Raw genomic sequence first — 24516 nt, 5'->3', positions numbered from 1 at the left:
CTGGCCTCCCAGGTTCGTCTATTGGAGCTGCACTTGAATAATCAGTGGTTCTCGAAAGTTGCCGTCTGGCTTGTCATCGCCTTGGTGCTGTTCACCGTCTTCAAACAGTTTGATACGCGGGGTGCTGGCGGTGCCGGTTCGCTCGCTTATTCCGACTTCCTGGAGGAAGTGCGCAGCAAGCGTATCAAGAGCGCCGTCATCCAGGAAGGCCAGGGCGGCACGGAAATCGTCGCCGTGACCACGGACGACCGCCGCGTCAAGACCACCGCCACCTATCTGGACCGCGGTCTGGTGGGTGACCTGATCGCCAACGGCGTCAAGTTCGACGTTAAACCGCGTGAAGAAGGTTCCCTGCTCATGACCTTGCTGGTCAGCTGGGGGCCCATGCTGCTGCTGATCGGCGTCTGGATCTACTTCATGCGCCAGATGCAGGGCGGCGGCAAGGGCGGCGCCTTCAGCTTCGGCAAGAGCAAGGCGCGCATGCTCGACGAGAACAACAACCAGATCACCTTTGCCGACGTCGCCGGTTGCGACGAAGCCAAGGAAGAGGTGAAGGAAGTTGTCGACTTCCTGAAGGACCCACAGAAATTCCAGAAACTGGGAGGCCGCATCCCGCGCGGCCTGCTGCTGGTCGGCCCCCCGGGCACCGGCAAGACCTTGCTGGCCAAGGGCATTGCCGGCGAGGCCAAGGTGCCGTTCTTCAGCATCTCCGGTTCTGACTTCGTCGAGATGTTCGTCGGCGTCGGTGCCGCGCGCGTGCGTGACATGTTCGAGAACGCCAAGAAGAACGCGCCCTGCATCATCTTCATCGACGAAATCGACGCTGTCGGCCGCCAACGTGGTGCAGGACTGGGCGGCGGCAACGACGAGCGCGAGCAGACCTTGAACCAGATGCTGGTCGAGATGGACGGCTTCGAGACCAACTTGGGCGTGATCGTGGTCGCGGCCACCAACCGACCGGACATCCTGGATGCGGCCTTGCTGCGCCCGGGCCGTTTCGACCGCCAAGTCTACGTCACGCTGCCCGACATCCGCGGCCGTGAGCAGATTCTGAACGTTCACATGCGCAAGATCCCGATCGGCCAGGACGTCAATGCCAGCGTCATCGCCCGCGGCACGCCCGGCATGAGCGGTGCCGACCTGGCCAACCTGTGCAACGAGGCAGCGCTGATGGCAGCGCGCCGCAATGCGCGTGTGGTCGAGATGCAGGATTTCGAGAAGGCCAAGGACAAGATCCTCATGGGCCCGGAGCGCAAGAGCATGGTCATGCCGGAGGAAGAGCGCCGCAACACGGCCTACCACGAGTCCGGCCACGCCCTGATCGGCAAGCTGCTGCCCAAGTGCGACCCGGTGCACAAGGTCACCATCATCCCGCGTGGCCGCGCCCTGGGTGTGACCATGAGCCTGCCGGCGCAGGACCGTTACAGCTACGACAGCGAATACATGCTGAACCAGATCAGCATGCTGTTTGGCGGCCGTATCGCCGAAGAAGTGTTCATGAAACAGATGACCACCGGCGCCAGCAACGACTTCGAGCGCGCTACCCACATTGCGCGCGACATGGTCACGCGTTACGGCATGACCGACGCGCTGGGCCCGATGGTTTATGCCGAGAACGAAGGCGAAGTGTTCCTCGGCCGCTCGGTCACCAAGACCACCAACATGAGCGAGCAGACCATGCAGAAGGTCGACGCCGAGGTGCGTCGCATCATCGACCAGCAGTACGCCCTGGCGCGCAAGCTGATCGAGGACAACAGCGACAAGATGCACGCCATGGCCAAGGCTCTGCTGGAGTGGGAAACCATTGACGGCGACCAACTGGACGACATCATGGCCGGCAAGGAGCCGCAGCCGCCCAAGGACTGGACGCCGCGCGCACCGAGTTCGGATGGCGGCAACGGCTCGGGCGGCAGCCCGGCCGTGAAGACCGATCCGTCGCCGACGGCGGCTTGAGATCACTGCAAGTTTGCAAAACGGGGCTCACTGCCCCGTTTTGCTTTGTGTATCGCCTGAATTGACATCTTCATGATCTGGTTAACCTCCCGCTTTGCCATTGACCTGTCCCGGCCGCAGGTGATGGGCATCGTCAATGTCACCCCCGACTCCTTTTCCGATGGCGGGCAGCATGCCACCACCGCAACCGCGCTGGCCCACTGCGAGCAGCTGCTGAAAGAGGGCGCCGACATCCTGGACATCGGCGGCGAATCGACCCGCCCGGGCGCACCGCCGGTGCCGCTGGCGGAAGAACTGGCGCGTGTGCTACCGCTGGTGCGCGAGGCCGTGAAGCTCGGTGTACCGGTGTCGGTCGACACCTACAAACCGCAGGTCATGCAGGCGGTGCTGGACCTGGGTGCCGACATCATCAACGACATCTGGGCCCTGCGCTGGCGCGACTCGGCCGACCCGCTGGACGGCCGTCAGGTGGTGGCGCAACACCCGCGCTGCGGCGTGTGCCTGATGCACATGCACCGTGAGCCGCAGACCATGCAGGCGGCGCCCATGGAGGGTGACGTGGTGCCGCAGGTGCTCTCATTTTTAGAGCGCTTGGCGCAGGAGCTGCAAGGGCTGGGGGTCGAAAAGTCCCGTATCGTGCTGGACCCCGGCATCGGCTTCGGCAAGACGGTGGCGCAGAACTTCGCGCTGCTGGCGCGGCAACAGGAATTGCTCGCCGCCGGCTACCCGCTGCTGGCCGGCTGGTCGCGCAAGTCCTCCATCGGCGCTGTCGCCAGCCCGCCGCCGGGCACGGCCCTGCCGGCAGGCGTGCACGAGCGTTTGGTGCCCAGCGTGGCGGCGGCGCTGCTGGCGGTGGAACGCGGCGCCGCCGTCGTGCGGGTGCACGACGTGCTGGCCACGGTGCAGGCACTCAAGGTGCTGGACGCTATAAAATGAATAGCGTCTGGCGCATGAGCCACAAGAACAGAGATCAAAAATGAGCAGAAAATATTTTGGTACCGACGGCATTCGCGGCACCGTGGGCCAGTCGCCCATCACCCCTGATTTCGTGTTGCGCCTGGCGCACGCCGTGGGCCGTGTGCTCAAGCGCAGCGAGGCGCGTCCGCTGGTGCTGATCGGCAAGGACACCCGCATCTCGGGTTACATGCTGGAAAGCGCGCTGGAGTCGGGTTTCAATTCGGCCGGGGTCGACGTCATGCTGCTCGGCCCACTGCCCACGCCCGGCGTGGCCTACCTCACGCGTGCCCAGCGCGCTTCACTCGGCGTCGTCATCAGCGCCAGCCACAACCCCTATGCGGACAACGGCATCAAGTTCTTCAGTGCCCAGGGTACCAAGCTGTCCGACGAGTGGGAACTGGCCGTGGAGGCCGCCCTGGATGAGCCGCCGGTATGGGTGGACTCGGCCGCCCTGGGCAAGGCACGGCGCCTCGACGATGCGGCCGGGCGTTACATCGAGTTCTGCAAGAGCACCTTCGCCAACGACCTCACGCTCAAGGGCCTCAAGATCGTGGTCGATGCCGCACACGGTGCGGCCTATCAGATTGCCCCCAAGGTGTTCCACGAACTCGGCGCCGAGGTGGTGGCCATCGGCTGCGCACCGGACGGTCTCAACATCAACCACGAAGTCGGCGCCACCCATACCGATGCGCTGGTGGCGGCGGTCAAGGCCCACCATGCCGACTACGGCGTGGCGTTCGACGGTGATGCCGACCGCCTGATGATGGTCGACGCCTCGGGTCGCCTGTTCAACGGCGACGAACTGCTGTACCTGATGGCGGATGAGCGGATCGGGCGTGACGAGAACGTCCCCGGTGTGGTGGGCACACTCATGACCAATATGGCGGTGGAAGTGGCGTTCAAGAAGCGCGGCGTGCAGTTCGTGCGCGCCAAGGTGGGCGACCGTTATGTGCTGGAAGAGTTGCACAAGCACAAATGGCTGCTCGGCGGCGAAGGCTCGGGCCACCTGCTGGCGCTGGACAAGCAGACCACGGGCGACGGCTTGGTGTCGGCGCTGCAGGTGCTGCAGACTTGTGTGCGCAGCGAGCGCAGCATGGCACAGCTGCTGGCCGATGTGACGCTGTTCCCCCAGACCCTGATCAACGTGCGCCTGCAGCCGGGCCAGGACTGGAAAGCCAACACCCGGCTGGCCGAAGAGACGAAGGCGGTGGAAGCCGAACTGGGCGACCACGGCCGGGTGCTGATCCGGGCCAGTGGCACCGAGCCGCTGGTGCGGGTGATGGTGGAGGCGCGGGACGCGGCGCAGGCCCAGGCTTGCGCTGAGCGGCTAGCGAAGACGCTTAGGAACTGAAACTCTTCGGCCAGCTGCTGATAGGAAGCGTTTCTGCGGTCGATAACAGATGAGTACCTCTGTTGACGCTTTCTCGTCGCTCAATTCGAATCAATGCATTCTTCTGAACGCCTTCGTCCAATATGGCGTTGATTTCCTCGTCGTTGGTGGGTACGCGATGCGTTGTCATGGTCGCGATCGGCAAACTCACGACCTCGACCTAGTCGTGTCACAGTCAGCGGCCAACTTGACCGCTGTAGATTTTGCAATCAATTCTCTGCCGGGAACATCTTCTGTACTCCCATCAGAGGTGCTCAAGCGTACCGATAGCAAGCTTACGCGCTTCGATGTCGAGGTTTTCGGATCAATGCGAGGCCTTGATTATGAAAGCATGAGAGCCACTGCAGTTTGGGCCTCATGGGGTGGCATAAACCTTCCCGTACTAAATCGAGATTGGTTGAAGCAGTCCAAGCGACTTGCCGTCGAGTCCCCGGAGCGGCTCGAAAAAAGAGAAGTTGATTTCGGTGATCTGGCATTCCTTGAGAAGCAGCGCTAACCCATCATCCAAGCCGACCACAAAAGCTCGCCCCCTCAATTCATACTGGGTTCCGCACTGCTGGCGTGTTAGCTAGCCTTCAAAATTGCCATTCGGTTCTGTTTTGACGAGGTTCCGATAGCAGTTTTATCGGGTCGTCAGATGCGCCGCCCCTGCGCATCCACCACCGCTTCCCCATCTTCCTTACTGAACGCCCCTTGCTGCGGCTGCGGCAGGATGTCCAGAACCAGTTCGGACGGCCGGCACAGGCGCGTGCCCAGCGGCGTGACGACGATCGGGCGGTTGATCAGGATGGGGTGGGCCAGCATGGCGGCTATCAGTTCGGCATCGCTGCGCGCAGGGTCAGCCAGTCCAAGTTCGGTGTAGAGCGCTTCCTTGCTGCGCATGACCTCGCGCACGCTCAGGCCGCTGGCCGCGATCAGGGCCAGCAGCTGTTCGCGCGTCGGGGGTGTCTTCAGGTACTCGATGACCTGCGGCTCGGCGCCGCTATTGCGGATCATGGCCAGCGTGTTGCGCGAGGTACCGCACTTGGGGTTGTGATAGATCGTGATGTCAGTCATGGCGAAATTGTGTCAACGAATCAGCGGCGTTCGTACCAGGCCTTCGAGTTGTTGACGAGGCGTACCACCAACAGCATGACGGGCACCTCAATCAGCACGCCGACCACGGTGGCGAGCGCGGCGCCCGAGTGGAAGCCGAACAGGCTGATGGCGGCGGCCACCGCCAGCTCAAAGAAGTTGGAGGCGCCGATCAGGGCCGAGGGGCAAGCGATCTCATGCTTTTCGCCGACGGCGCGGTTGAGCCAGTAGGCCAGCGCGGAGTTGAAAAACACCTGGATCAGGATCGGCACGGCCAGCAGGGCGATGACCAGCGGCTGCTGCAGGATGGCCTCGCCCTGGAAGGCGAACAGCAGCACCAGCGTGGCCAGCAGGGCGGTGATGGACCAGGGGCCGATCTTGGCCATGGCGGCGTCAAAGGCGGCCTGACCCTTGGCCAGCAGCGCCTTGCGCCACAGTTGGGCCAGGAAAACCGGCACCACGATGTACAGCAGTACCGAGGTCAGCAGCGTGGCCCACGGCACGGTGATGGCGGAGAGGCCGAGCAGGAAGGCCACCAGCGGTGCGAAGGCCACCACCATGATGCTGTCGTTCAGCGCCACCTGCGACAGCGTGAACAGCGGGTTGCCGCCGGTGAGGCGGCTCCAGACGAACACCATGGCGGTGCAGGGCGCGGCGGCCAGCAGGATCAGGCCGGCGATGTAGCTGTCCAGTTGGTCGGCCGGCAAGTACGGCGCAAACAGCTGGCGGATGAACAGCCAGCCGAGGAAGGCCATGGAAAACGGCTTGACCAGCCAGTTGACGAACAGCGTGACGCCGATGCCCTTCACGTGCTGTCGCACCTCGTGCAGGGCACCGAAATCCACCTTCACCAGCATCGGGATGATCATGACCCAGATCAGCACGCCGACCGGCAGATTGACCTGGGCCACTTCCATGCGGCCGATGGCCTGGGCCACGCCGGGCAACAGCTGCCCGAGCGTGATGCCGGCCACGATGCACAGAAAGACCCACAGCGTCAGGTAACGTTCGAACACGCTCATGGGCGCGCCGGCCGCCTGCTTGGCGGTCACTTCACATTGGACGCTCATGGTCAGTCGGCCTTGCTCAGGTTGCGCGCCGTGGTCTGGATCAGCTGCTTGGCCAGCTTCTCGGGCGGCAGGTTGACCAGCAGGTCCAGGCGGCGGCGGATGGCCAGCAGGGTCTGGCGGAAGGCCTCCAGCCGCTGCGCGTCCGTGCCTTGCATTTCGGATGGATCGGCATAACCCCAGTGCGCGGTGGCCGGGTGGCCGGGCCAGATCGGGCAGACCTCGCCGGCCGCGTTGTCACAGACGGTGATGATCAGATCCATCTGCGGCGCATCGGGTGCTGCGAACTCGTCCCAGCTCTTGCTGCGCAGGCCCTCGGTGGTAATGCCGGCACTTTCCAGCACCTGCAGGGCCAGCGGGTTGGGCTGCTGCTGGTCACGCGGGCTGCTGCCGGCCGAGAAGGCCTTGAAGCGGCCCTGGCCAATGTGGTTGAGCGTGGCTTCGGCCAGGATGCTGCGCGCCGAGTTGTGCGTGCAGAGGAACAGCACGTTGAGGGTGGGTGCGGTTGAAGTCATGTTTGAAATGGCTGGTCGCGAAAATATATTCAGCAGCAGGCCTTGGCGCCGTTGTTGGTCTGGCCGGCCGTGGGCGCGCAGCAACCGCTGCTGGCCTTGTCAATTGCTACAGTTTTAGGAGCTTTTGGCGTACAGCAGGCGGGGGCTTGAGCCTGATTTGGCTCGGAACTTTTCTGGCTGAAGACCGGGATGCTGTCCAGCGTGTGGAACTGTTCCCAGGCAATGCCTTGCGGGTCGGTGACCCAGTACTTGTCGCTGCGTGCGTAGCAGCAGGTGGTTTCGCCTTCGTCGAGCAGGGCCATGTCGGCCTGGGTGGCCTGAGCCTTGAGCACCTGCAGTTCATCGGCGGATTCGACCTGGATGCCCAGGTGGTCGACGCCGGGTTTGTCGCCGCGGGTGGAGATGGCGAAGTTCACCGGCGGATCCTGCAGCATCCACTTGGCATAGTCATCTTCGGTACGGGCCGGGGCCTGGTTGAACATGGCCGAATAGAAGGCGATGTTCTGTGCCAGGTTGTCGACGTGGACATGGACGTGAAAGCGTTTCATGGAGAACTCCTTGGAAAATGGGTAAGGGGAAAAATCAGCAGGTGGCGCAGACGGTCTTTTTCTTGCGTTTGGGGCTTACCTCGCACGCGGCACCTTGACAGCAATGCTCGGTGAGGTAGCCCAGCAAGGCATCCATCTGTCCGAAGTTGGCGCGGTAGACCAGGTAGCGGCCGTTGGGTTCACTGCTGACCAGGCCGGCGTTGGCCAACTCCTTGAGATGGAAGGACAGGGCGCTCGGACTCACGCCCAGCGTTGCCGCCAGTGCGCCGGGCGTTTGCCCCTCCGGGCCGGCCCCCACCAGCGCACGGAAGGCGCGCAGGCGTTGCGCCTGGGCCAGTGCTGCCAGCGACTTGATGGCGTCGGATTCCTGCATGGCGATGTTTTTCATATTTCAATGATAGTTGAACTATTGAAATGATGCAAACCAGCGCTGTCGCCACGGTCCATGTCATGTTTCTGACATTTTTCTGCCATGAAGACGTCACGGGGGGCTTCCACACTGACGTCATTGCGGATTCCGCAGGAGAAGAACATGGGTCAAGGATTTGGTGGTCATTACGACGCAGTTGAGGGCGTCAACAGCAGTGCCAATGCGCACATTGGTGGGGTCGACAGTGCGCGGCGCGAGGTCTTCAAATGCACGGCAGCGGCCGTGGCCATGCTGGTGGGTTCGCACGCGCTGGGCGCGACGGTCCCGCGCGGCAAGCCGCTGGGTTTCACCGGGGTACCGGTGTCATCGGCTGATGCTCTGAATGTGCCGCGCGAGTACGAGGCGCAGGTGCTGTACCGCTGGGGTGATGCGGTAGGCGCCAAGGCCGGCTCGCCGGTCTTCAAGACCGACGGTTCCAACAGCTGGGAAGAGCAGAGCCTGCAGGCTGGCATGCACCACGATGGCATGGCCTTCTTCCCGATTGACGGCAATCCGCGTCACGGCCTGCTGGCGATCAACCACGAATACACCGACGATGGACTGCTGCACGCGGATGGCATGCAGAACTGGTCGGCCGACAAGGTGCGCAAGTCACAAGCCGCCCACGGGGTGAGCGTGATCGAAATCGTCGAACGCCAGGGCCAGTGGCGCGTCATGCCGGGCTCGCGTTATGCGCGGCGCATCACCGGCAACACACCAATGGCTGTCAGCGGCCCGGCGCGTGGCCATGCGCTGCTGAAGACGGCGGCTGACCCCGCCGGCACCCGTGTGCTGGGCACGCTTAACAACTGCGCGGCAGGCCGCACCCCCTGGGGCACTTACCTGACGTGCGAGGAGAACTGGAACGGTTATTTCTCGTCGCAGGAGAAGCCCAACACCGACGAACAGCGCTACGGCCTGCGCCACAAAGGCTGGGGCTACCGTTGGCATGAATTCGACGAACGTTTCGACGCAGTCAAGCACCCTAACGAGCCGCACCGCTTCGGCTGGGTGGTGGAGATTGATCCGATGGACCCGACGCAGACGCCCGTCAAGCGCACGGCGCTGGGGCGCATCAAGCACGAAGGCGCCACCACCACGCTGACGAAGGATGGCCATGCCGTGGTCTACATGGGTGACGACGAGCGCTTCGAGTATGTCTACAAGTTCGTCTCGCGCGACAAGGTGCGCCCTGGTGGTTATGCCGCCAACAAGGACCTGCTGGATCACGGCACCTTGTATGTGGCACGTTTCGACGCCAAGGGTTATGGCCGCTGGATTCCCCTGGTCCATGGGGAAAACGGTCTGACGGCAGCGCATGGTTTTGCCGACCAGGGTGAGGTGCTGATCAAGACGCGCCAGGCCGCCGATGCCGTGGGCGCGACCAAGATGGACCGCCCCGAGTGGATTGCCGTGCACCCCCACACCGGTGAGGTGTTCGTCACGCTGACCAACAACAACCAGCGCGGCCAGCCCGGGCGTGAGGTCGATACCGCCAACCCTCGGCCCGACAACATCATGGGCCACATCATCCGCTGGCGTGAAGGCCAGGGGGGCAGCGGCGATGCGGCCGCCACCGAATTCCGCTGGATGCACTTTGCCCTGGCGGGCGACCCGAACGCCGAGAAACCGGAGCACCGCGGCAACATCCAGGGCGACATGTATGGGAGCCCGGATGGCCTAGCCTTTGACGACAGCGGCCTGCTCTGGATTCAGACCGACATCTCCACCTCGGTCATGAACAAGGGCGCCTACAAGTCCATCGGCAACAACATGATGCTGTGCGCTGATCCGGCTAGCGGCGAGACCAAGCGTTTCCTGACGGGTCCGGCCGGATGCGAGATCACCGGCATTGCCTTCACGCCGGATCGCCGTTTCATGTTCGTCAATGTGCAGCACCCGGGCGAGACCGCCAGTGAGCGCAGCGATCCCAGCAAGCCGCTGGCTATCAGCAACTGGCCGGATGGGCCGGCTGGCGGCCGGCCGCGCTCGGCGACCGTCGTCATCCGTCGCAAGGACGGCGGCATTGTCGGCACCTAGAACTTACTGGCCCCGTTTCCTCCGGGGCCTTTTTTTTAACCTGATACCCATAAAGCAAGGAGTACATGATGAAAGAACTGCCTAACCCGACTTTCCCGCTGTCGCCCGTTGTCATGCCCAGGGGGTCACTTCACCGACCTGATCAGCAAACCCTGGGTACTGATAGCCAGCCAGTCGCGCCTGCTGGGCGTGGCGGCATTGAAGTGGCGTGGGCCCAACACCAGGACGACGTCCGTGCCGCACAGCGACTGAGGTACCAGATCTTTGCCGGCGAGATGGGGGCGCGGCTCAATACCGATGTGCCGGGCCATGACATCGACCTGTTCGACGACTATTGCGAGCACCTGCTGGTGCGTGATCAGGCCACGCGCGAGGTCATCGGTACCTACCGCGTGCTGACACCGGCGCAGGCCAAGCGTGTCGGCAGCACCTACAGCGACCTGGAGTTCGACCTCACGCGCCTGCGCATGCTGCGCGAACGCATGGTGGAGCTGGGCCGCAGCTGCGTGCACCCGGAGCACCGACACGGTGGCGTGATCATGGCCCTGTGGGGTGCGCTGGGTGAGTTCATGGTGCGCAACCAGCTCGACACCATGATCGGCTGTGCCAGCATCCCGATGCTGCATAACGGCGTGCTCAGCGGCGATGTGGCGGCCAGCATCTGGAAGCAGCTCAAGGAAACGCATCTGGCCTCCGTCGAATACCACGTGCGGCCGCGCCTGCCGCTGCCGGTGGAGGAGCTCAATGGCGATCTGCAGGTCGAGCCGCCGGCGTTGATCAAGGGCTATCTGCGCCTGGGCACCAAGGTGCTGGGCGCGCCGGCCTGGGACCCGGACTTCAACAGTGCGGACCTGCCCATGCTGATGCGCCTGCAAGACCTGCCGGCACGCTACCGCAAGCACTTCCTCGGCGCCTGATGAAGAAGACCTTCGACCCGATGAATCCGTGGCTGGCCGGCATGGCCGGGCAGGATGATGGTGACGAAGAAGATCACCCGCGCCATGGGCGTTTGCGTGCCATCTTCATCTCCGACCTGCATCTGGGTACACCAGGTTGCCAGGCGAACGAGCTGTTGGCTTTCCTGAAAGCCCATCCGAGCGACTACCTCTACCTGGTGGGCGACATCGTCGACGGCTGGCAACTGCGTCGCCGCTGGTACTGGCCGCAGGCACACAACGACGTGGTGCAGAAGCTGCTGCGCCGCGGGCGCAAGGGCTGCCGCATCATCTACGTGCCGGGCAACCATGACGAATTCGCACGGGGTTTCATCGGACACCAGTTTGGCGGCATCGAGGTGGTGGAAGATGCCGTGCACGTGACGGCCGACGGGCGCCAGCTCTGGGTGATGCACGGCGACTACTTTGACGGCGTGATCCAGTGTGCCAAGTGGCTGGCTTACGTGGGTGACAACCTGTACGAGTTCACGCTCAAGCTCAACCGTTACCTGAACCACCTGCGCGCCAGGTTCGGTCTGCCTTACTGGTCGCTGTCGGCCTACCTCAAGCACAAGGTCAAGAAAGCCTTGAACTACGTCACCGACTTCGAGGTGGCGGTGGCCAACGAGGCGCGCCGCCTTGGCCACCAGGGCGTGGTGTGCGGCCATATCCACCGCGCCGAGATGCGCGATATCGACGGCATTCTCTACTGCAACGATGGCGACTGGGTGGAAAGCCGCACCGCCCTGGTTGAACACCAGGACGGCCGGCTGGAGCTGCTGCACTGGGGGGCGACCCACGCCGTACCGGTTCAACCCCACGCAACAAGGACGGTCTCCGCATGAAAATTGCACTGATCACGGATGCCTGGGAGCCCCAGGTCAATGGCGTCGTGACCACGCTGGTGGAGCTGGTCAGGGAGGTCCAACGTGCCGGGCATGACATCAGCGTGGTGCACCCGGGGCAGTTCCGCACGCGGCCCTGTCCTGGTTATCCCGGCATCGATCTGGTGGTACGCCCGGCCAAAAGCCTGCGCGAGCAGCTCGATGCGCTGGCGCCGCACGCCATCCACATCGCCACCGAAGGGCCGCTGGGCTGGGCGGCGCGCGCCTACTGCCTCAAGCGCGGCCTGGCGTTCACCACGGCGTTTCACACCAAGTTCCCGGAGATCCTGAACGCCGCGCTCAAGGTGCCGCATGCCTGGGGTTACGCCCTGTTCCGCCATTTCCACAAGCCCTCATCGGGCGTGATGGTGCCGACCCAGGGGGTGCTGCGCATGCTGGAGCAGCGCGGCTTCCAGCGTCTGCGTGGCTGGACCCATGGCGTGGACATGGACCTGTTCCCGTTTCATGAGGAAGTGCAGCTGCATCCGGCACTCGGCTTGCTGGCGCGCCCGATATCGCTGTTTGTCGGCCGCGTGTCGTATGAAAAGAACATCGAGGCCTTCTTGCAGCTCGATGTGCCGGGGACCAAGATCGTCTGTGGCGTCGGCCCGCTGGAAGCTTCGCTGAAGGCGCGTTATCCCCATGTCCGCTGGCTTGGCATCCTGCCGCGTGACGAGTTGGCACGTGTTTATGCTGCTGCCGATCTGTTTGTCATGCCCAGCAAATCAGAGACCTTTGGGCTGGTCATGCTGGAGGCCATGGCCAGCGGCACGCCTGTGGCAGCCTACCCGGTGGATGGGCCGCTGGAGGTGCTGGGCCACAGCGAGGGCAAAGTGACCGGCGGCATCCTGGATGCGGACCTGAAAAGTGCCTGGTACCGGGCGCTGGCCGTGCCGCGCCATGAGGCGCGGGCGCGGGCGCTGGAATTCAGCTGGGAGCAGTCCAGCCGCCTGTTTCTTGACCATCTGGTCCCCGTCCGTCAAGATGAATCTAGGGCAGGTTTGGGACAGGCGCGTGAAACTGTCACGTCTTTGTCATCAAATGTGTAAAGAATTCGCCACTGAAACGTAATAAAACCGTCAGGATCCGATGTTGTCTCCCGTCAGTGAAACGAAATCGAGCGTTGAGTCGAAACCGCTTACCCTGCTGGACAGGGACCATAGCATTCTGGCCTTCAACTGGCGCGTCTTCGACTGGGCTTGCCGCAGCGATGTGCCTTTGCTGGAACGTCTGCGTTATTTGTGCATCGTTTCATCCAACCTGGATGAGTTCTTTGAGGTGCGGGCCGAGCCCCACCTGAGTGCCAAACAGGGGCATGACCAGGAAGGGCTCTACACGGAAGAGTCGTTTGATCAGCTTTCGGCCGCCATCCATGAGCTGGTGGATCGTCAGTATGCGTTGTACAACGACGAGCTCATCCCGGCGTTTGAAAAGCAGGGGATCCGGATCCTCTCGCATGGTGAGCGCAATGTCGCGCAACGGCGCTGGGTCAAGCAGTATTTCGAGAGCGATGTCCGCCCGCTGTTGATTCCGGTCGGGCTGGACCCTTCGCACCCGTTTCCGCAGGTGGCGAACAAGTCGCTGAATTTCATTGTCCGGCTGGTCGGGCATGACGCTTTCGGGCGCGAGAACGATGTGGCCATCGTCAAGGTGCCGCGTGTGCTGCCGCGCCTCATCCGCCTGCCGGACAAGTTGTGTGGCAAGCGCACGCTGTTTGTCTCGCTCTCCAGTGTGATCCGTGCCCATCTGGCCGAGCTGTTCCCGGGGCGGGAAGTGAGTCAGTTTTCGCAGTTCCGTGTGACGCGCCACTCCGATCTGGCAGTGGACGAAGAAGACGTGAAGAACCTGCGTACCGCCTTGCGTCAAGGGCTGCAGCATCGCCATTACGGGCAGGCGGTCCGGCTGGAGGTCTCTGCCGGCTGCTCCGAGTACCTGGCCAGTTTCCTGCTCAAACAGTTCGGCTTGCCCGAAGGTGCACTCTTTCGCGTTCACGGCCCCGTCAATCTGGTACGGCTGAACCAGCTGGTGGACCTGGTCGATGAACCCCATCTGCGTTTCCCGCCGTACAAGGCGTCTTACCCTCGACAGCTGGGGCGTGACCAGCCGATCTTCGAGCAGCTCAAACGGGGCGATGTGCTCATCCATCAGCCTTACGAGAGTTTTGATGGTGTGCTGGCTTTTTTGCGTGAGGCGGTGGATGACCCGCAGGTCATGGCCATCAAGCAGACCATCTACCGCACGGGTTCGAACTCCGAGCTGATGGAGCTGCTGCGCGAGGCCGTGCGGCGTGGCAAGGAAGTCACCGTCGTGCTGGAGCTCAAGGCCCGTTTCGACGAGGAAGTCAATATCAACTGGGCCGAGAAGCTCGAGTCCATCGGGGTGCAGGTTGTGTACGGCGTGGTGGGGCTCAAGACCCATGCCAAGATGATGCTGGTCACGCGGCGCGAGGGCAAGCACTTCAAGCGTTATGCGCACTTGTCCACCGGCAACTACAACCCGGTGACGGCCCGCTTCTATACCGATATCAGCCACCTGACGGCCGATGCCGCGCTGACGGCGGACATCGAGCACGTCTTCATCCACTTGGCTGGACAAAGCCGGCTGCCCCGCATGAACCGTCTGTGGATGGCGCCGCTCCAGCTGCACCGCAAGCTGCTGGAAAAGATCGAAAGCCTGGGGGTGGCCGCCGCAGCCGGCCAGCCGGCCCGCATTGTGGCCAAGATGAATGCGCTGACCGATGAAGCCTTGATCCGTGCCCTGATTGCGGCCGGCAAATGCGGCGTCAGGATTGATCTCATCGTCCGTGGCGCGTGCATGCTGCCGGCGCAAGTGCCCGGCGAAACCGACAACATCCGGGTCCGTTCGATCATCGGACGTTTTCTGGAGCACGCGCGAGTCTTCTACTTTGGACAAGGGGAGACCGAGGAACTTTACCTGTCGAGTGCCGACTGGATGAACCGCAACATGCTGCGTCGGGTCGAACTGGCCTGGCCGGTCATGGACCCGGTGCTGCGTCAGCGTATCGTGGACGAATGCCTGGTGGCGGGACTGCATGACAGCCTCGATGCCTGGGACCTGCAGCCTGACGGCCGCTATGTGCGTACGCACCCGTCCGGGGTGCGGCAGGCCATCAGCGCCCAGAACGCCTTGATGGCGCGTTATGCCGCGCGCGAGGCTCGCGGCAAGGCTTGATCATGGACCTGGTCTTGTGGCGTTATGCGGAAGCCCACGACTGGGTGCCGGGCTGCAACGACCTGGAGCGTTCACTCACGCCTCGGGGCGAGAAACAGGCCGCGCGCATGGCCAGCTGGCTTGACCGCCAATTACCCGAAGGTGCCCGCGTGCTGGTCAGTCCGGCACGCAGGACGGAGCAGACCGCGTTGGCCTTGGGACGCAAGTACAAGCTGCGCGATGAACTCGCGCCTGACGGTTCGGTGGCACAGCTGCTGGAGCTGGTGCAATGGCCGCAGGCCAAGACCACGACCTTGATCGTGGGCCATCAGCCGATGCTGGGGCAGGCCATTGCGCAACTGCTTGGCATGCAGGCCAGCGACTGCGCGGTGCGCAAAGGTGCTGTCTGGTGGTTGCGCCACCGGCAACGCGATGGCGTTGCCCAGACCGTGCTGCTGACGGTCCAGTCCCCCGAGGTGCTGTAAGACATCTGGCAGGAGGCGGGCTCAAGCCTTCTTGGGGCGACCGGTCTTGATGGTGGGAACGGCCTTGAGGGCAGCAAGCAGGGCCGCATCGGACATGCCGGTCAGCGCCTTGATGCCGGCGCGCAGCAGCTCACTCTTCTTGACTGGATGTGCCAGTTTGGCGGCACGCAGTTTCAACTCATCAAGCACGACATATTCAAGCTTCGGGATGGTGAAGCTGTCGCGAACCAGTTTCGGCTTTTTCGGTTTGGCGATCTTGGCTTGAGGCGTCACAGGGGCCGGTTTCGCCGGGGCCGCCGGTGCGGCTTTGCGCAACTGGGGCGCCTTCTTGGCCGCCAACGGGCTGGATTTGACTGGGGCTTTGGCCGTCTTGGTCGTTGTGGGTTTTCTGGTGACAGTTGCCATGTGTTGGGTTCCTCTCTGAAAATTTGAAAACAGTTTATACCGTTGTTTTTTCACGCACAAGCGCTGAACGATGGCACTGATGCGACCGTCATGAAGATGTCATGAAACATTCATCTTCAGCAAGCAAAGTAGGGGGGGTGCCAAGGGGGGCTGGCTTTTGCCGGCGGAGATGTTTTGGAAGAACTGTTGGAAGACTGGCCAGAAGTTGCGATAGCAATGGAGCAGCACGAGATGAGCGATCCGATTTGCCTGCTGATGGGGAAGGTCCTGCCGGACGTGATCAGGGGAGATGGCCCGTTGGCTCAACTGATCCGCAACGATGGCTTGCACTCCGTCTTCCAGCCGATTGCGGACCTGAAGGACGGAGCCATCTATGGCCATGAAGCGCTGATCCGCGGACCGCATGAATCCACGTTGCACAGCGCTGATGCCCTGCTGCAGGCGGCGCAGGACGAGGGGCTGTTGCATGAGCTTGAATTTTTCTGCCTTTTCACGGCGCTCAAGCAATGGGGGCAGCTCAAGCAGCCTGGGCGCCTGTTCCTGAACATCAGCGCCAATGCCTTGCTCAGTCTGGTCGAGCAAGGCGGATGCACCTGTTTCAGCAAGTGTGTGCGTGATCTAGGCGTATCCCCGCGCATGGTGGTGCTGGAGATCACCGAGCACGAACGCGTCGCCGACATGCAGGCGCTGGCGGAACTGGTGAAGGAGTTGCACAGCACAGGTCTGTTCCTGGCGCTGGATGATTTTGGTGATGGCCGTTCCAGCCTGCGCCTGTGGTCTCAGATCAAGCCGGACATCGTGAAGATCGACAAGTATTTCAGTCGCAGCATCAGCGGTCATGCCGACAACCTCAAGACGCTCCAGGCGCTGATGCAGATCGCCGAGATTTTCGGCACCGCCCTGGTGGCCGAGGGCATTGAGAATGAAGACGACTTACGGGTGCTGCGCGACTTGGGGATTGCCTATGGCCAGGGCTATTTTCTGGGGCGGCCCTCCAACGTGGTGCTGCCCAGCATTCGCAGCGATGCGATCGACGTGCTGCAGGACTCGCGTGTGGCCGTGATGCCCGAGCAGCGGCATATTTCCCGTCTGGGGCACCTGCGGCACCTGTCGTTGATACATGCGCCGTGCGTCAGTCAGAAGACCAGCAACGATGAAGTGGCGGCCATTCTGATGGCCCGTCCGGAATTGCATGCCATTGCCGTAGTGGACAACAACCAGCCGGTGGCCATCATCAACCGTCAGCATTTCATGGATCACTATGCCACCCTGTATTTCAGGGAGATCTTTGGCAAGAAATCCTGCATGCAGTACGCGAACCATTCACCACGCCTGATTGAGCGCAACCACGACATTGATGAGCTGATCGGCATTCTGACCTCGCAGGATCAGCGCTACCTGACGGATGGTTTCATCGTGACCGAGAACGGGCGTTATATCGGTCTGGGCACGGGCGACCAACTGGTGCGTTCGGTGACCGAGCTGCGGCTGGAGGCGGCACGTCATGCCAATCCGCTCACGTTCCTGCCGGGCAATATCCCGATCAGCCTGCACATCAAGCGTCTGCTGGAGGGAGGCGCGGAGTTTGTGGCGTGTTACCTCGACATGAACAACTTCAAGCCCTTCAATGACCATTACGGCTATTGGCGTGGTGATGAGATGATCCGCTTGCTGGCGCAACTGGCCGTGACCCATTGCGACCCGCAGCGTGATTTTGTGGGCCATGTCGGAGGCGACGACTTCCTGATCCTGTTCCAGAGCGAGGAATGGCGGCGGCGCTGCGAGCTCATCGTCAGCGAGTTCGCCTTCAAGGCCCGCGACCTGTTCGACGAGGCCGCTCGTTTATGCGGCGGCATTCATGCTGAGGACCGGCATGGCGTGATGCGATTCTTCCCCTGCACGACGCTTTCCATTGGTGCGGTTCGGGTGGGCGCACATGCCTTGCGGGACGAAGAAGAGGTGGCCACCCTGGCCGCGTTGGCCAAGCATGAAGCCAAGATGAATGGAGGCGGGCTGTTTGTCCGCGGCGAGCCGGCGTTGGAGCGTGTCTGACTAATTGCGTTCGCTGAACGTCAGCGTCCAGGGTGTCTTCTGCCAGGCCAGCAGCTCTTCATTGAGCAGATGGGCGGATTGCGGGTAGGCCTCGCGCCAGCCCGGCCGGCAGTTCAGGGCCAGGCGGTGGGGCTGATTGAATTGCAGCATCATGCCTTGCAAGTCGGGATCCCGGCGTGCATGGCACAACAGAACCGCCAGACGCAAGGCCAGCAGTTGTCTGACGAAGACATCGTCTTCGAAGTCCATGTCCAGCTTGCGAAGTTTGCCCCGGTGTCCCAGCACCAACAGGCTGAGCCGGTGCAGTTCGGGCATGGTGAAGCCGGCGGCGTCGGTGTTGTCCAGAATATAGGCGCCGTGCTTGTGGTAGTCGCTGTGCGAAATCACGCTGCCGATTTCATGCAGCTGTGCTGCCCAGCCGAGCTTGCGCTGGTGCCGGTCCATCACGCTGGCGGGGAATTCACTCGCCATCAGGCGAAACAGGTGGCGTGCCGCCTTGCTGACCCGTTGTGCCTGGGACAGATCAATATTGAATTTGCTTGACAGGCGATTGACGCTGGCATGGCGCTGATCGGTCTGTTCCTGTTCGCGATCAAGCAGGTCGTACAAGGCGCCATGTCGCAGTGCACCCTGGGCCACGTGCATTTCCTTGATGGACAGCAGATCAAACACGGCCCGCAGCACGCTGACTCCGCCGCCAATCACCGCACGGCGGTCTTCTTTCATGCCTTCCAGGCGGACCTTGTCAGCGCTTTGCGCCTTGAGCAGGCGTTCCAGCAGCCAGTCGAGACCGTCGCGGGTCACGCGACCCTCCGGCCAGCCGGCTTCCATCAGGATGTCGCTGACAGCGCCGACGGTGCCGGAAGAGCCATAGGCCACCTCCCATGCGTCCGGGCGGAATGTGTTGAGGGCCTCGTCCAGGACGGCTTTGGCCGCCACCTCGGCGGTCTCGAAGGCCTGCGCGGTAAAGAGGCCGTCGGGAAAGTAGCGCATCGACCAGGCAACGCTGCCGACACGAAACGACTCCATGAAGCGGGCTTCGTAGGCGCGCCCGAGGATCAGTTCGGTCGAACGGCCACCGATGTCCACGACCAGCCGATGTTCGTTTGACTGGGGCAACAGGTGGGCAACCCCCTGGTAGATCAGGCGGGCCTCTTCGTGACCGGAGATCACATCAATAGGAAAGCCCAGGATCTCGGTCGCCCGTGCCAGGAATTCATCCCGGTTGCGAGCTTCGCGCAGGGTCTGGGTCGCCACGGCGCGTACCTGGTGCTTGCGGAACCCAGCCAGGCGCTCGCCGAAGCGGGCCAGGCAGTCCCAGCCGCGCTGCATGGCTTGCCGCGACAGGTTGCGGTTCTCGTCCAGGCCGTTACCCTGCCGCACGGTTTCCTTGAGGTACTCGGTTCGCTGGATCTGGCCATGGTCGAGGTAGCCGATTTCAAGTCGAAAGCTGTTGGAGCCGAGGTCTACGGCGGCGAGGCGGGTTCCGTTTTGCATGGTGTCAATTCATTCTGGTCGGGCAGCATAGCATTGGCAACCCCCAGCCCTGAGAGGTGCTTCAGCCAACAATGCGGCCATCCTGGCTCAGCATGCTCTGCGTCACATAAGGGCTGCCACGTCGTTGTCCGTTGAAACTGATGCGAAAACCGCCCAGGTCCAGTGGTGTGCGGCGCTGGAAGGCCTGCAATGTGTTTTGCCGGGTTGGCGTGGCTTCAATGGTTTGCAATACTTCCTGCGTGTAGCGTGCGGCGATGAAACCAGCCAGACTCAAGGCGGTCGGGGCTTCGTCAAACAGCCGTGCGAGCGTTTCGCGGTAAGCGCGGACCACAGGCAGGCCGGCATTCACCATGGGCACGACCTGAGTGGCCACCACGGGCGTGTTGCGGGTCGCGCCGAGTTGCGCCATGGTCTGCAGGTTGACGTCGGCCAGCGCAATGACGTAGCGCTGGCGAGTTTGTTTCTCCATGCCTTGGGTGAACTGGGCCAGTTCGGGGGTGCCACCGAGGAAAAGCAAGATGGCCGGCGTGTTGTTGTTCAGGCTCATGCCGGCTTGTCGTAAAGAGGAGCCGTTGAGCGGATAGTTCGTGAGCCGGAGCTTCAGGTCAGCCGCGGCGCGCTCGACATCGGTGCGGTACAAGGCGTTTTCTTGTGCCGTGGCGTAGACCGCGCCGAGCTCCGCTACGCCATTGGCTGATAGCGATTTCAAGGCATGGGCAATCTGCTCTTGGCGGGAGGCGAAGATGCAGAAGGTCTGCTCTCCTTGCCCATCCGCGTTGTGCAACCAGGGGGCGGCATGGGCGAGGTCGAGTTGCTCCTGACGCAATAACTGCACCAGTTGTGTGGCGGTCTTGTCACCCACGGTGCCGCAAAGCGCAAGACAGTGGGTCTGCATCCGGATGCTCTCCAGGGCGGCTCGCAGACTGGGCATGCTGCCGTCCACTTCGAGCACCGTGTGCTGGACCGGTCTGCCGCGTATGCCCCCCCGGGCGTTGATGTCCAGCCAGGCCGCTCGCGAGCCGATCAGGAAGTCGCGTGAGACGTCCTGCTGTGTTGCCGAGGTGTCCACGATCTGAGCAATGCTCATACCGCGAGAGGGCGGGAGTTGCTTGAGCGCTTGCGCCCAGGCAGGCTGCGCCGTGAAAAAGGGGAGTCCGGCGGCGCTTGTCAGCAGGTGGCGCCGGTTCAGAAATGACTTGGACATGAGCTCGAACTCCCTGGGGAACCTCCGCAACGTGGCAAAGGCGAAGCGACGATGGTAGGGATGGTGTGTGACGGATTGATGAATTGGTTTTGTCAATTTCGTGACAAAATTGCGACAAATCGAGTGATGTCGTTTTCATTCTGTGTCACATCACTGACATAAAAAGTTCTTAAATTCGTAGCTGGTTATCCAACCAACAATCCTCAAGGAGCTTTTGATGACAACGACTTTCAATCGCACGATGCTGGGCCTGACAGCTGCGACCCTGATGACTGCAGCCGGCGTGGCCGCAGCCCAGGACGTGACGGGTGCCGGTGCCAGCTTCCCGGCCCCGCTGTATGCCAAGTGGGCAGCCGACTACAACAAAGCCACGGGCGTCAAGATCAACTACCAGTCGGTCGGCTCCGGTGCCGGTATTCGCCAGATCGATGCCAAGACGGTTGATTTCGGTGCTTCCGACATGCCGCTCAAGGACGATGAGCTGGCCAAAAAGGGCCAGCTGCAGTTCCCCACCGTCATTGGCGGCGTGGTGCCGGTCGTGAACATCCAGGGCGTGACACCCGGTCAACTCAAGCTCAACGGCCAGGTGCTGGGCGACATCTACCTGGGCAAGATCGCCAAGTGGAACGATCCCGCCATCAAAGCGATCAACCCCAGCCTGAACCTGCCGGATGCCGCCATCGCCCCGGTGCGTCGTGCCGACGGTTCTGGTACCACCTTCCTCTTCACCAACTACCTGAGCAAGGTGAACACCGAATGGAAGGCCAAGGTTGGTGAAGGCACGGCCGTCAACTGGCCCACCGGTGCGGGTGGCAAGGGTAATGAAGGTGTGGCTGCTTTTGTCGGTCGCCTGCCCAACTCCATTGGCTACGTGGAATATGCCTACGTCAAGCAGAACAAGATGACCTATGCGCAGATGCAGAACAAGGCCGGCAACTTCGTGTCGCCCGATGACACCGCCTTCAAGGCGGCCGCTGCGGGTGCCGAGTGGGCCAAGAGCTTCTACCAGATCCTGACCGAGCAGCCTGGCAAGGATTCCTGGCCGATCACGGGTGCCACGTTCATCCTGATGCACAAGGTGCAGGACAAGCCGGCCCAGGCAGCAGCCACGCTCAAGTTCTTCTCCTGGGCCTACAAGAATGGCGACAAGACCGCTGACGAGATGGACTACGTGCCGATGCCTGCCAGCGTGAAGACCGCTATCGAAAAGTCCTGGAGCGAGATCAAGGACGCTTCCGGTCATTCGGTCGCCTTCAAGTAATTCTCTTCTAACCATTGCCGCGCCATGAGTTCTTCTTCGTCTGTCACCTCCGTTCGCACGGGACCCTGGGCTGATGCCTTGTTTGGCTGGCTTGCCAAGGGGGCGGCTTGGTTGACTCTGGCGCTGCTGGTCAGCATTCTGGCGTCGCTGCTGGTGGGCGCCTGGCCTGCCATCGAACGCTACGGCCTGGGTTTCCTGGCCAATTCGGTCTGGGACCCGGTGCAGGAGAATTTTGGCGGTCTGGTGATGATCTATGGCACGCTGGCCACCTCCATCATCGCCTTGCTGATTGCCGTGCCGGTGAGCTTTGGCATTGCCCTGTTTCTGACGGAAATGTCACCGGCCTGGCTCAAGCGCCCGTTGGGCACGGCCATCGAGTTGCTGGCGGCTGTTCCGTCCATTGTTTATGGCATGTGGGGTCTGTTGGTTTTTGGCCCCATCTTGGCCAAATATGTGCAAACCCCGCTGCAGTCGCTGTTCAGCGGCGTGCCTTACCTTGGGGCCCTGGTGTCAGGGCCGCCGGTGGGTATCGGCATCTTGTCGGCCGGCATCATTCTGGCCATCATGATCATTCCGTTCATCGCCTCTGTCATGCGCGATGTGTTCGAGGTCACGCCCCCCCTTCTGAAGGAGTCGGCCTACGGCCTGGGTGCGACGACCTGGGAAGTGGTTTCCACCGTGGTTCTGCCTTATACCAAGGCCGGTGTGGTCGGTGGCATCATGCTGGGCCTGGGGCGTGCCCTGGGTGAAACCATGGCCGTGACCTTCGTCATCGGCAACATGAACCAGCTTGACTCCTTGAGCCTGTTCCAGGCTGCCAACAGCATCACATCAGCCTTGGCCAACGAGTTCGCGGAAGCGGCCAGCGGCATTCACCAGGCTTCACTGATCTACCTCGGGCTGGTGCTGTTTTTCATCACCTTTGTGGTTCTGTCCCTCTCCAAACTGCTGTTGCTCCAGCTCAAGAAAAACGAGGGCGCCAAGTCATGACCGATATCGACGACATCCGCCGTGCACGTTATGCCAGCCGCAAGCGTGTCAACATCATCGCCCTGACGCTGTCGCTGGGGGCCATGGCCTTCGGCCTGTTCTGGCTGTTCTGGATCCTGTGGGAGACATTCCGTCTCGGTATTGGCGGCATGACGGTTGCCACGCTGACGCAGATGACGCCGCCACCCAACGAAGCCGGGGGGATTGCCAATGCCGTCTATGGCTCTTTCCTGATGGTGCTGCTGGCCACCTGTGTGGGGACACCAATCGGCATCATGGCCGGCATTTACCTGGCTGAATACGACCCCCGCGGCTGGCTCGCGTCGGTCACACGTTTTGTCAACGACATCCTGCTGTCGGCACCGTCCATCGTGATTGGCCTGTTCGTTTATGCGGTGGTGGTCGCACGTTTCAAGTCTTTTTCCGGTTGGGCCGGCGTGATCGCACTGGCACTGATCGTGATTCCGGTGGTGATCCGCACCACCGAGAACATGCTGCAGCTGGTGCCAGCCGGCATGCGCGAGGCAGCCTACGCGCTGGGAACGCCGAAGTGGAAAGTGATCATGAGCATCACGCTGCGTTCGGCGCGTGCGGGTGTGGTCACCGGAGTGCTGCTGGCAATTGCCCGCATTTCGGGTGAAACGGCGCCGTTGCTGTTCACCGCCCTGAACAACCAGTTCTGGACCTCGAACCTGAACGATCCCATGGCCAGCCTGCCGGTCACGATCTTCAAGTTCGCCATGAGCCCCTACGAAAACTGGCAGCAGCTGGCCTGGGCCGGCGTGCTGCTGATCACCATCACCGTGCTCGGGCTCAACATCTTGGCGCGTGTGCTGACGCGCCACAAGGATTGAGTTCATGTACGTCAGCGAATTTCACCCAAGGCAACCTATGGACAACACCACTCCTGCCGAAACATCCGCAGCGAAGATTTCGGTTCGTGACCTGAACTTCTTCTATGGGAAGTTCCATGCGCTCAAGGGCATCAACCTGGACATCCCGCAGAACAAGGTCACGGCTTTCATTGGCCCGTCCGGTTGCGGCAAGTCCACCTTGCTGCGCGTCTTCAATCGCATGTTTGAGCTGTATCCGGATCAGCGGGCCGAAGGCCAGGTGTTGCTAGACGGCGAGAACCTCCTGACCAGCAAGCAGGACGTGGCCCTGCTGCGCGCCAAGGTCGGCATGGTGTTCCAGAAACCGACGCCGTTCCCGATGTCGATCTACGACAACATTGCCTTCGGCATCAAGCTGTTTGAGTCGCTCAATGCCACCGACATGGAAGATCGTGTCGAATGGGCCTTGCGCAAGGCTGCGCTGTGGAACGAAGTGAAGGACAAGCTCAAGCAGAGCGGCTCCAGCCTGTCGGGCGGTCAGCAGCAGCGTCTGTGTATTGCGCGCGGCATCGCGATTAAGCCTGAGGTGCTCCTGCTCGACGAACCCTGCTCGGCGCTGGACCCGATCTCCACCGCCAAGATCGAAGAGCTGATCACCGAGCTCAAGGATGATTACACCGTGGTGATCGTCACGCACAACATGCAGCAGGCTGCGCGTTGCAGTGATTACACGGCCTATATGTACCTGGGTGATCTGGTGGAATTCGGCTCGACCGAGCAGATGTTCTTCAAGCCGACGCGCAAGGAAACGGAAGACTACATCACTGGCCGATTCGGCTAAGGAGA

23 protein-coding genes are annotated in these 24516 nt (G+C 62.1%); 15 read left to right on the top strand and 8 right to left on the bottom strand.

Features of this window, described 5'->3' with window-relative positions; genetic code table 11:
• The first annotated feature begins 33 nt into the window (after positions 1–33).
• The 4 genes from ftsH to CDE01S_RS18465 all read left to right on the top strand — a co-directional run bounded on the left by ftsH (position 34) and on the right by CDE01S_RS18465 (position 4796).
• On the top strand, positions 34–1953 hold the full coding sequence (gene ftsH / locus CDE01S_RS08600) for an ATP-dependent zinc metalloprotease FtsH (RefSeq protein WP_066705944.1): 1920 nt from the start codon (positions 34–36) through the stop codon (positions 1951–1953).
• A 72-nt stretch (positions 1954–2025) separates the two neighbouring features.
• Positions 2026–2889 (top strand): dihydropteroate synthase, encoded by an 864-nt coding sequence (gene folP / locus CDE01S_RS08595; RefSeq protein WP_066705942.1) that lies wholly within the window; start codon positions 2026–2028, stop codon positions 2887–2889.
• Between the two features lie 40 nt (positions 2890–2929).
• Complete coding sequence (gene glmM, locus CDE01S_RS08590) at positions 2930–4261, top strand: phosphoglucosamine mutase (RefSeq protein WP_066705940.1); 1332 nt, start codon at positions 2930–2932, stop codon at positions 4259–4261.
• A 49-nt stretch (positions 4262–4310) separates the two neighbouring features.
• Complete coding sequence (locus CDE01S_RS18465) at positions 4311–4796, top strand: hypothetical protein (RefSeq protein WP_157077081.1); 486 nt, start codon at positions 4311–4313, stop codon at positions 4794–4796.
• A 137-nt stretch (positions 4797–4933) separates the two neighbouring features.
• Here CDE01S_RS18465 and arsC read toward each other — a convergent pair whose 3' ends face one another.
• The 5 genes from arsC to CDE01S_RS08565 are packed head-to-tail and all read right to left on the bottom strand — an operon-like array spanning position 4934 to position 7892.
• The gene (arsC, locus tag CDE01S_RS08585) at positions 4934–5356 is read right to left on the bottom strand and encodes an arsenate reductase (glutaredoxin) (RefSeq protein WP_066705937.1); all 423 of its coding nucleotides are present in this window, start codon (positions 5354–5356) and stop codon (positions 4934–4936) included.
• Between the two features lie 20 nt (positions 5357–5376).
• The gene (arsB, locus tag CDE01S_RS08580; RefSeq protein ID WP_066705935.1) at positions 5377–6444 is read right to left on the bottom strand and encodes an ACR3 family arsenite efflux transporter; all 1068 of its coding nucleotides are present in this window, start codon (positions 6442–6444) and stop codon (positions 5377–5379) included.
• 2 nt (positions 6445–6446) lie between these two features.
• The gene (locus tag CDE01S_RS08575; RefSeq protein ID WP_066705933.1) at positions 6447–6956 is read right to left on the bottom strand and encodes an arsenate reductase ArsC; all 510 of its coding nucleotides are present in this window, start codon (positions 6954–6956) and stop codon (positions 6447–6449) included.
• A 29-nt stretch (positions 6957–6985) separates the two neighbouring features.
• Complete coding sequence (locus tag CDE01S_RS08570) at positions 6986–7504, bottom strand: ArsI/CadI family heavy metal resistance metalloenzyme (RefSeq protein ID WP_066705931.1); 519 nt, start codon at positions 7502–7504, stop codon at positions 6986–6988.
• A 34-nt stretch (positions 7505–7538) separates the two neighbouring features.
• Positions 7539–7892, bottom strand: coding sequence for an ArsR/SmtB family transcription factor (locus CDE01S_RS08565; protein WP_245636143.1), 354 nt, complete (start codon positions 7890–7892; stop codon positions 7539–7541).
• 144 nt (positions 7893–8036) lie between these two features.
• Here CDE01S_RS08565 and CDE01S_RS08560 point away from each other — a divergent pair, with 144 nt between their 5' ends.
• The 6 genes from CDE01S_RS08560 to CDE01S_RS08535 all read left to right on the top strand — a co-directional run bounded on the left by CDE01S_RS08560 (position 8037) and on the right by CDE01S_RS08535 (position 15428).
• Positions 8037–9953 carry a PhoX family protein gene (locus CDE01S_RS08560; RefSeq protein WP_066705929.1) on the top strand — a complete coding sequence of 639 codons (1917 nt, stop codon included), beginning with the start codon at positions 8037–8039 and terminating at the stop codon, positions 9951–9953.
• Between the two features lie 68 nt (positions 9954–10021).
• Entirely contained in the window at positions 10022–10870 is an 849-nt protein-coding gene (locus tag CDE01S_RS08555; protein ID WP_066705927.1) for a GNAT family N-acetyltransferase, read from the top strand.
• On the top strand, positions 10870–11733 hold the full coding sequence (locus tag CDE01S_RS08550; RefSeq protein WP_066705925.1) for a UDP-2,3-diacylglucosamine diphosphatase: 864 nt from the start codon (positions 10870–10872) through the stop codon (positions 11731–11733). Before CDE01S_RS08555 ends, CDE01S_RS08550 begins: the two co-directional genes overlap by 1 nt.
• A complete protein-coding gene (locus CDE01S_RS08545; protein WP_066705923.1) occupies positions 11730–12821 on the top strand; it encodes a glycosyltransferase family 4 protein in 1092 nt (363 codons plus the stop codon). The genes CDE01S_RS08550 and CDE01S_RS08545 overlap by 4 nt, the downstream gene beginning before the upstream one ends.
• A gap of 40 nt (positions 12822–12861) precedes the next feature.
• Positions 12862–14964 (top strand): polyphosphate kinase 1, encoded by a 2103-nt coding sequence (gene ppk1, locus CDE01S_RS08540; protein WP_066705921.1) that lies wholly within the window; start codon positions 12862–12864, stop codon positions 14962–14964.
• Between the two features lie 2 nt (positions 14965–14966).
• The gene (locus tag CDE01S_RS08535) at positions 14967–15428 is read left to right on the top strand and encodes a SixA phosphatase family protein (RefSeq protein ID WP_066705919.1); all 462 of its coding nucleotides are present in this window, start codon (positions 14967–14969) and stop codon (positions 15426–15428) included.
• A gap of 21 nt (positions 15429–15449) precedes the next feature.
• On the opposite strand, the gene CDE01S_RS08530 is transcribed toward CDE01S_RS08535, so the two are convergent.
• Positions 15450–15833: a hypothetical protein gene (locus tag CDE01S_RS08530; protein ID WP_066705917.1), complete on the bottom strand. Its 384-nt coding sequence runs from the start codon at positions 15831–15833 to the stop codon at positions 15450–15452.
• A 231-nt stretch (positions 15834–16064) separates the two neighbouring features.
• Between CDE01S_RS08530 and CDE01S_RS08525 the strand changes: the two genes are divergently transcribed.
• Complete coding sequence (locus tag CDE01S_RS08525; protein WP_084382812.1) at positions 16065–17885, top strand: EAL domain-containing protein; 1821 nt, start codon at positions 16065–16067, stop codon at positions 17883–17885.
• Here the strand turns inward: CDE01S_RS08525 and ppx are convergent, their stop codons facing one another.
• The gene (gene ppx, locus CDE01S_RS08520) at positions 17886–19382 is read right to left on the bottom strand and encodes an exopolyphosphatase (RefSeq protein WP_066705915.1); all 1497 of its coding nucleotides are present in this window, start codon (positions 19380–19382) and stop codon (positions 17886–17888) included.
• 61 nt (positions 19383–19443) lie between these two features.
• Entirely contained in the window at positions 19444–20586 is a 1143-nt protein-coding gene (locus CDE01S_RS08515) for an ABC transporter substrate-binding protein (protein WP_066705913.1), read from the bottom strand.
• Positions 20587–20827: 241 nt separating this feature from the next.
• Here CDE01S_RS08515 and pstS point away from each other — a divergent pair, with 241 nt between their 5' ends.
• From pstS to pstB, 4 genes are read left to right on the top strand one after another with little or no spacing between them, the layout of a single operon-like run.
• Positions 20828–21847 carry a phosphate ABC transporter substrate-binding protein PstS gene (pstS, locus tag CDE01S_RS08510; RefSeq protein WP_157077083.1) on the top strand — a complete coding sequence of 340 codons (1020 nt, stop codon included), beginning with the start codon at positions 20828–20830 and terminating at the stop codon, positions 21845–21847.
• A gap of 24 nt (positions 21848–21871) precedes the next feature.
• Positions 21872–22837, top strand: a complete 966-nt coding sequence (gene pstC / locus CDE01S_RS08505) for a phosphate ABC transporter permease subunit PstC (protein ID WP_066705910.1) — start codon at positions 21872–21874, stop codon at positions 22835–22837.
• Positions 22834–23691, top strand: a complete 858-nt coding sequence (gene pstA, locus CDE01S_RS08500; protein WP_066705908.1) for a phosphate ABC transporter permease PstA — start codon at positions 22834–22836, stop codon at positions 23689–23691. Before pstC ends, pstA begins: the two co-directional genes overlap by 4 nt.
• A 37-nt stretch (positions 23692–23728) precedes the next feature.
• The gene (pstB, locus tag CDE01S_RS08495) at positions 23729–24511 is read left to right on the top strand and encodes a phosphate ABC transporter ATP-binding protein PstB (RefSeq protein WP_066705906.1); all 783 of its coding nucleotides are present in this window, start codon (positions 23729–23731) and stop codon (positions 24509–24511) included.
• Positions 24512–24516: the final 5 nt, after the last annotated feature.

Origin of the sequence: Curvibacter delicatus NBRC 14919 (assembly GCF_001592265.1) — a bacterium.
GTDB lineage: Bacteria > Pseudomonadota > Gammaproteobacteria > Burkholderiales > Burkholderiaceae_C > Hylemonella > Hylemonella delicata.
Note: the sequence above shows the minus strand (reverse complement) of the source record. Positions and strands in the feature narration are given on the sequence as shown.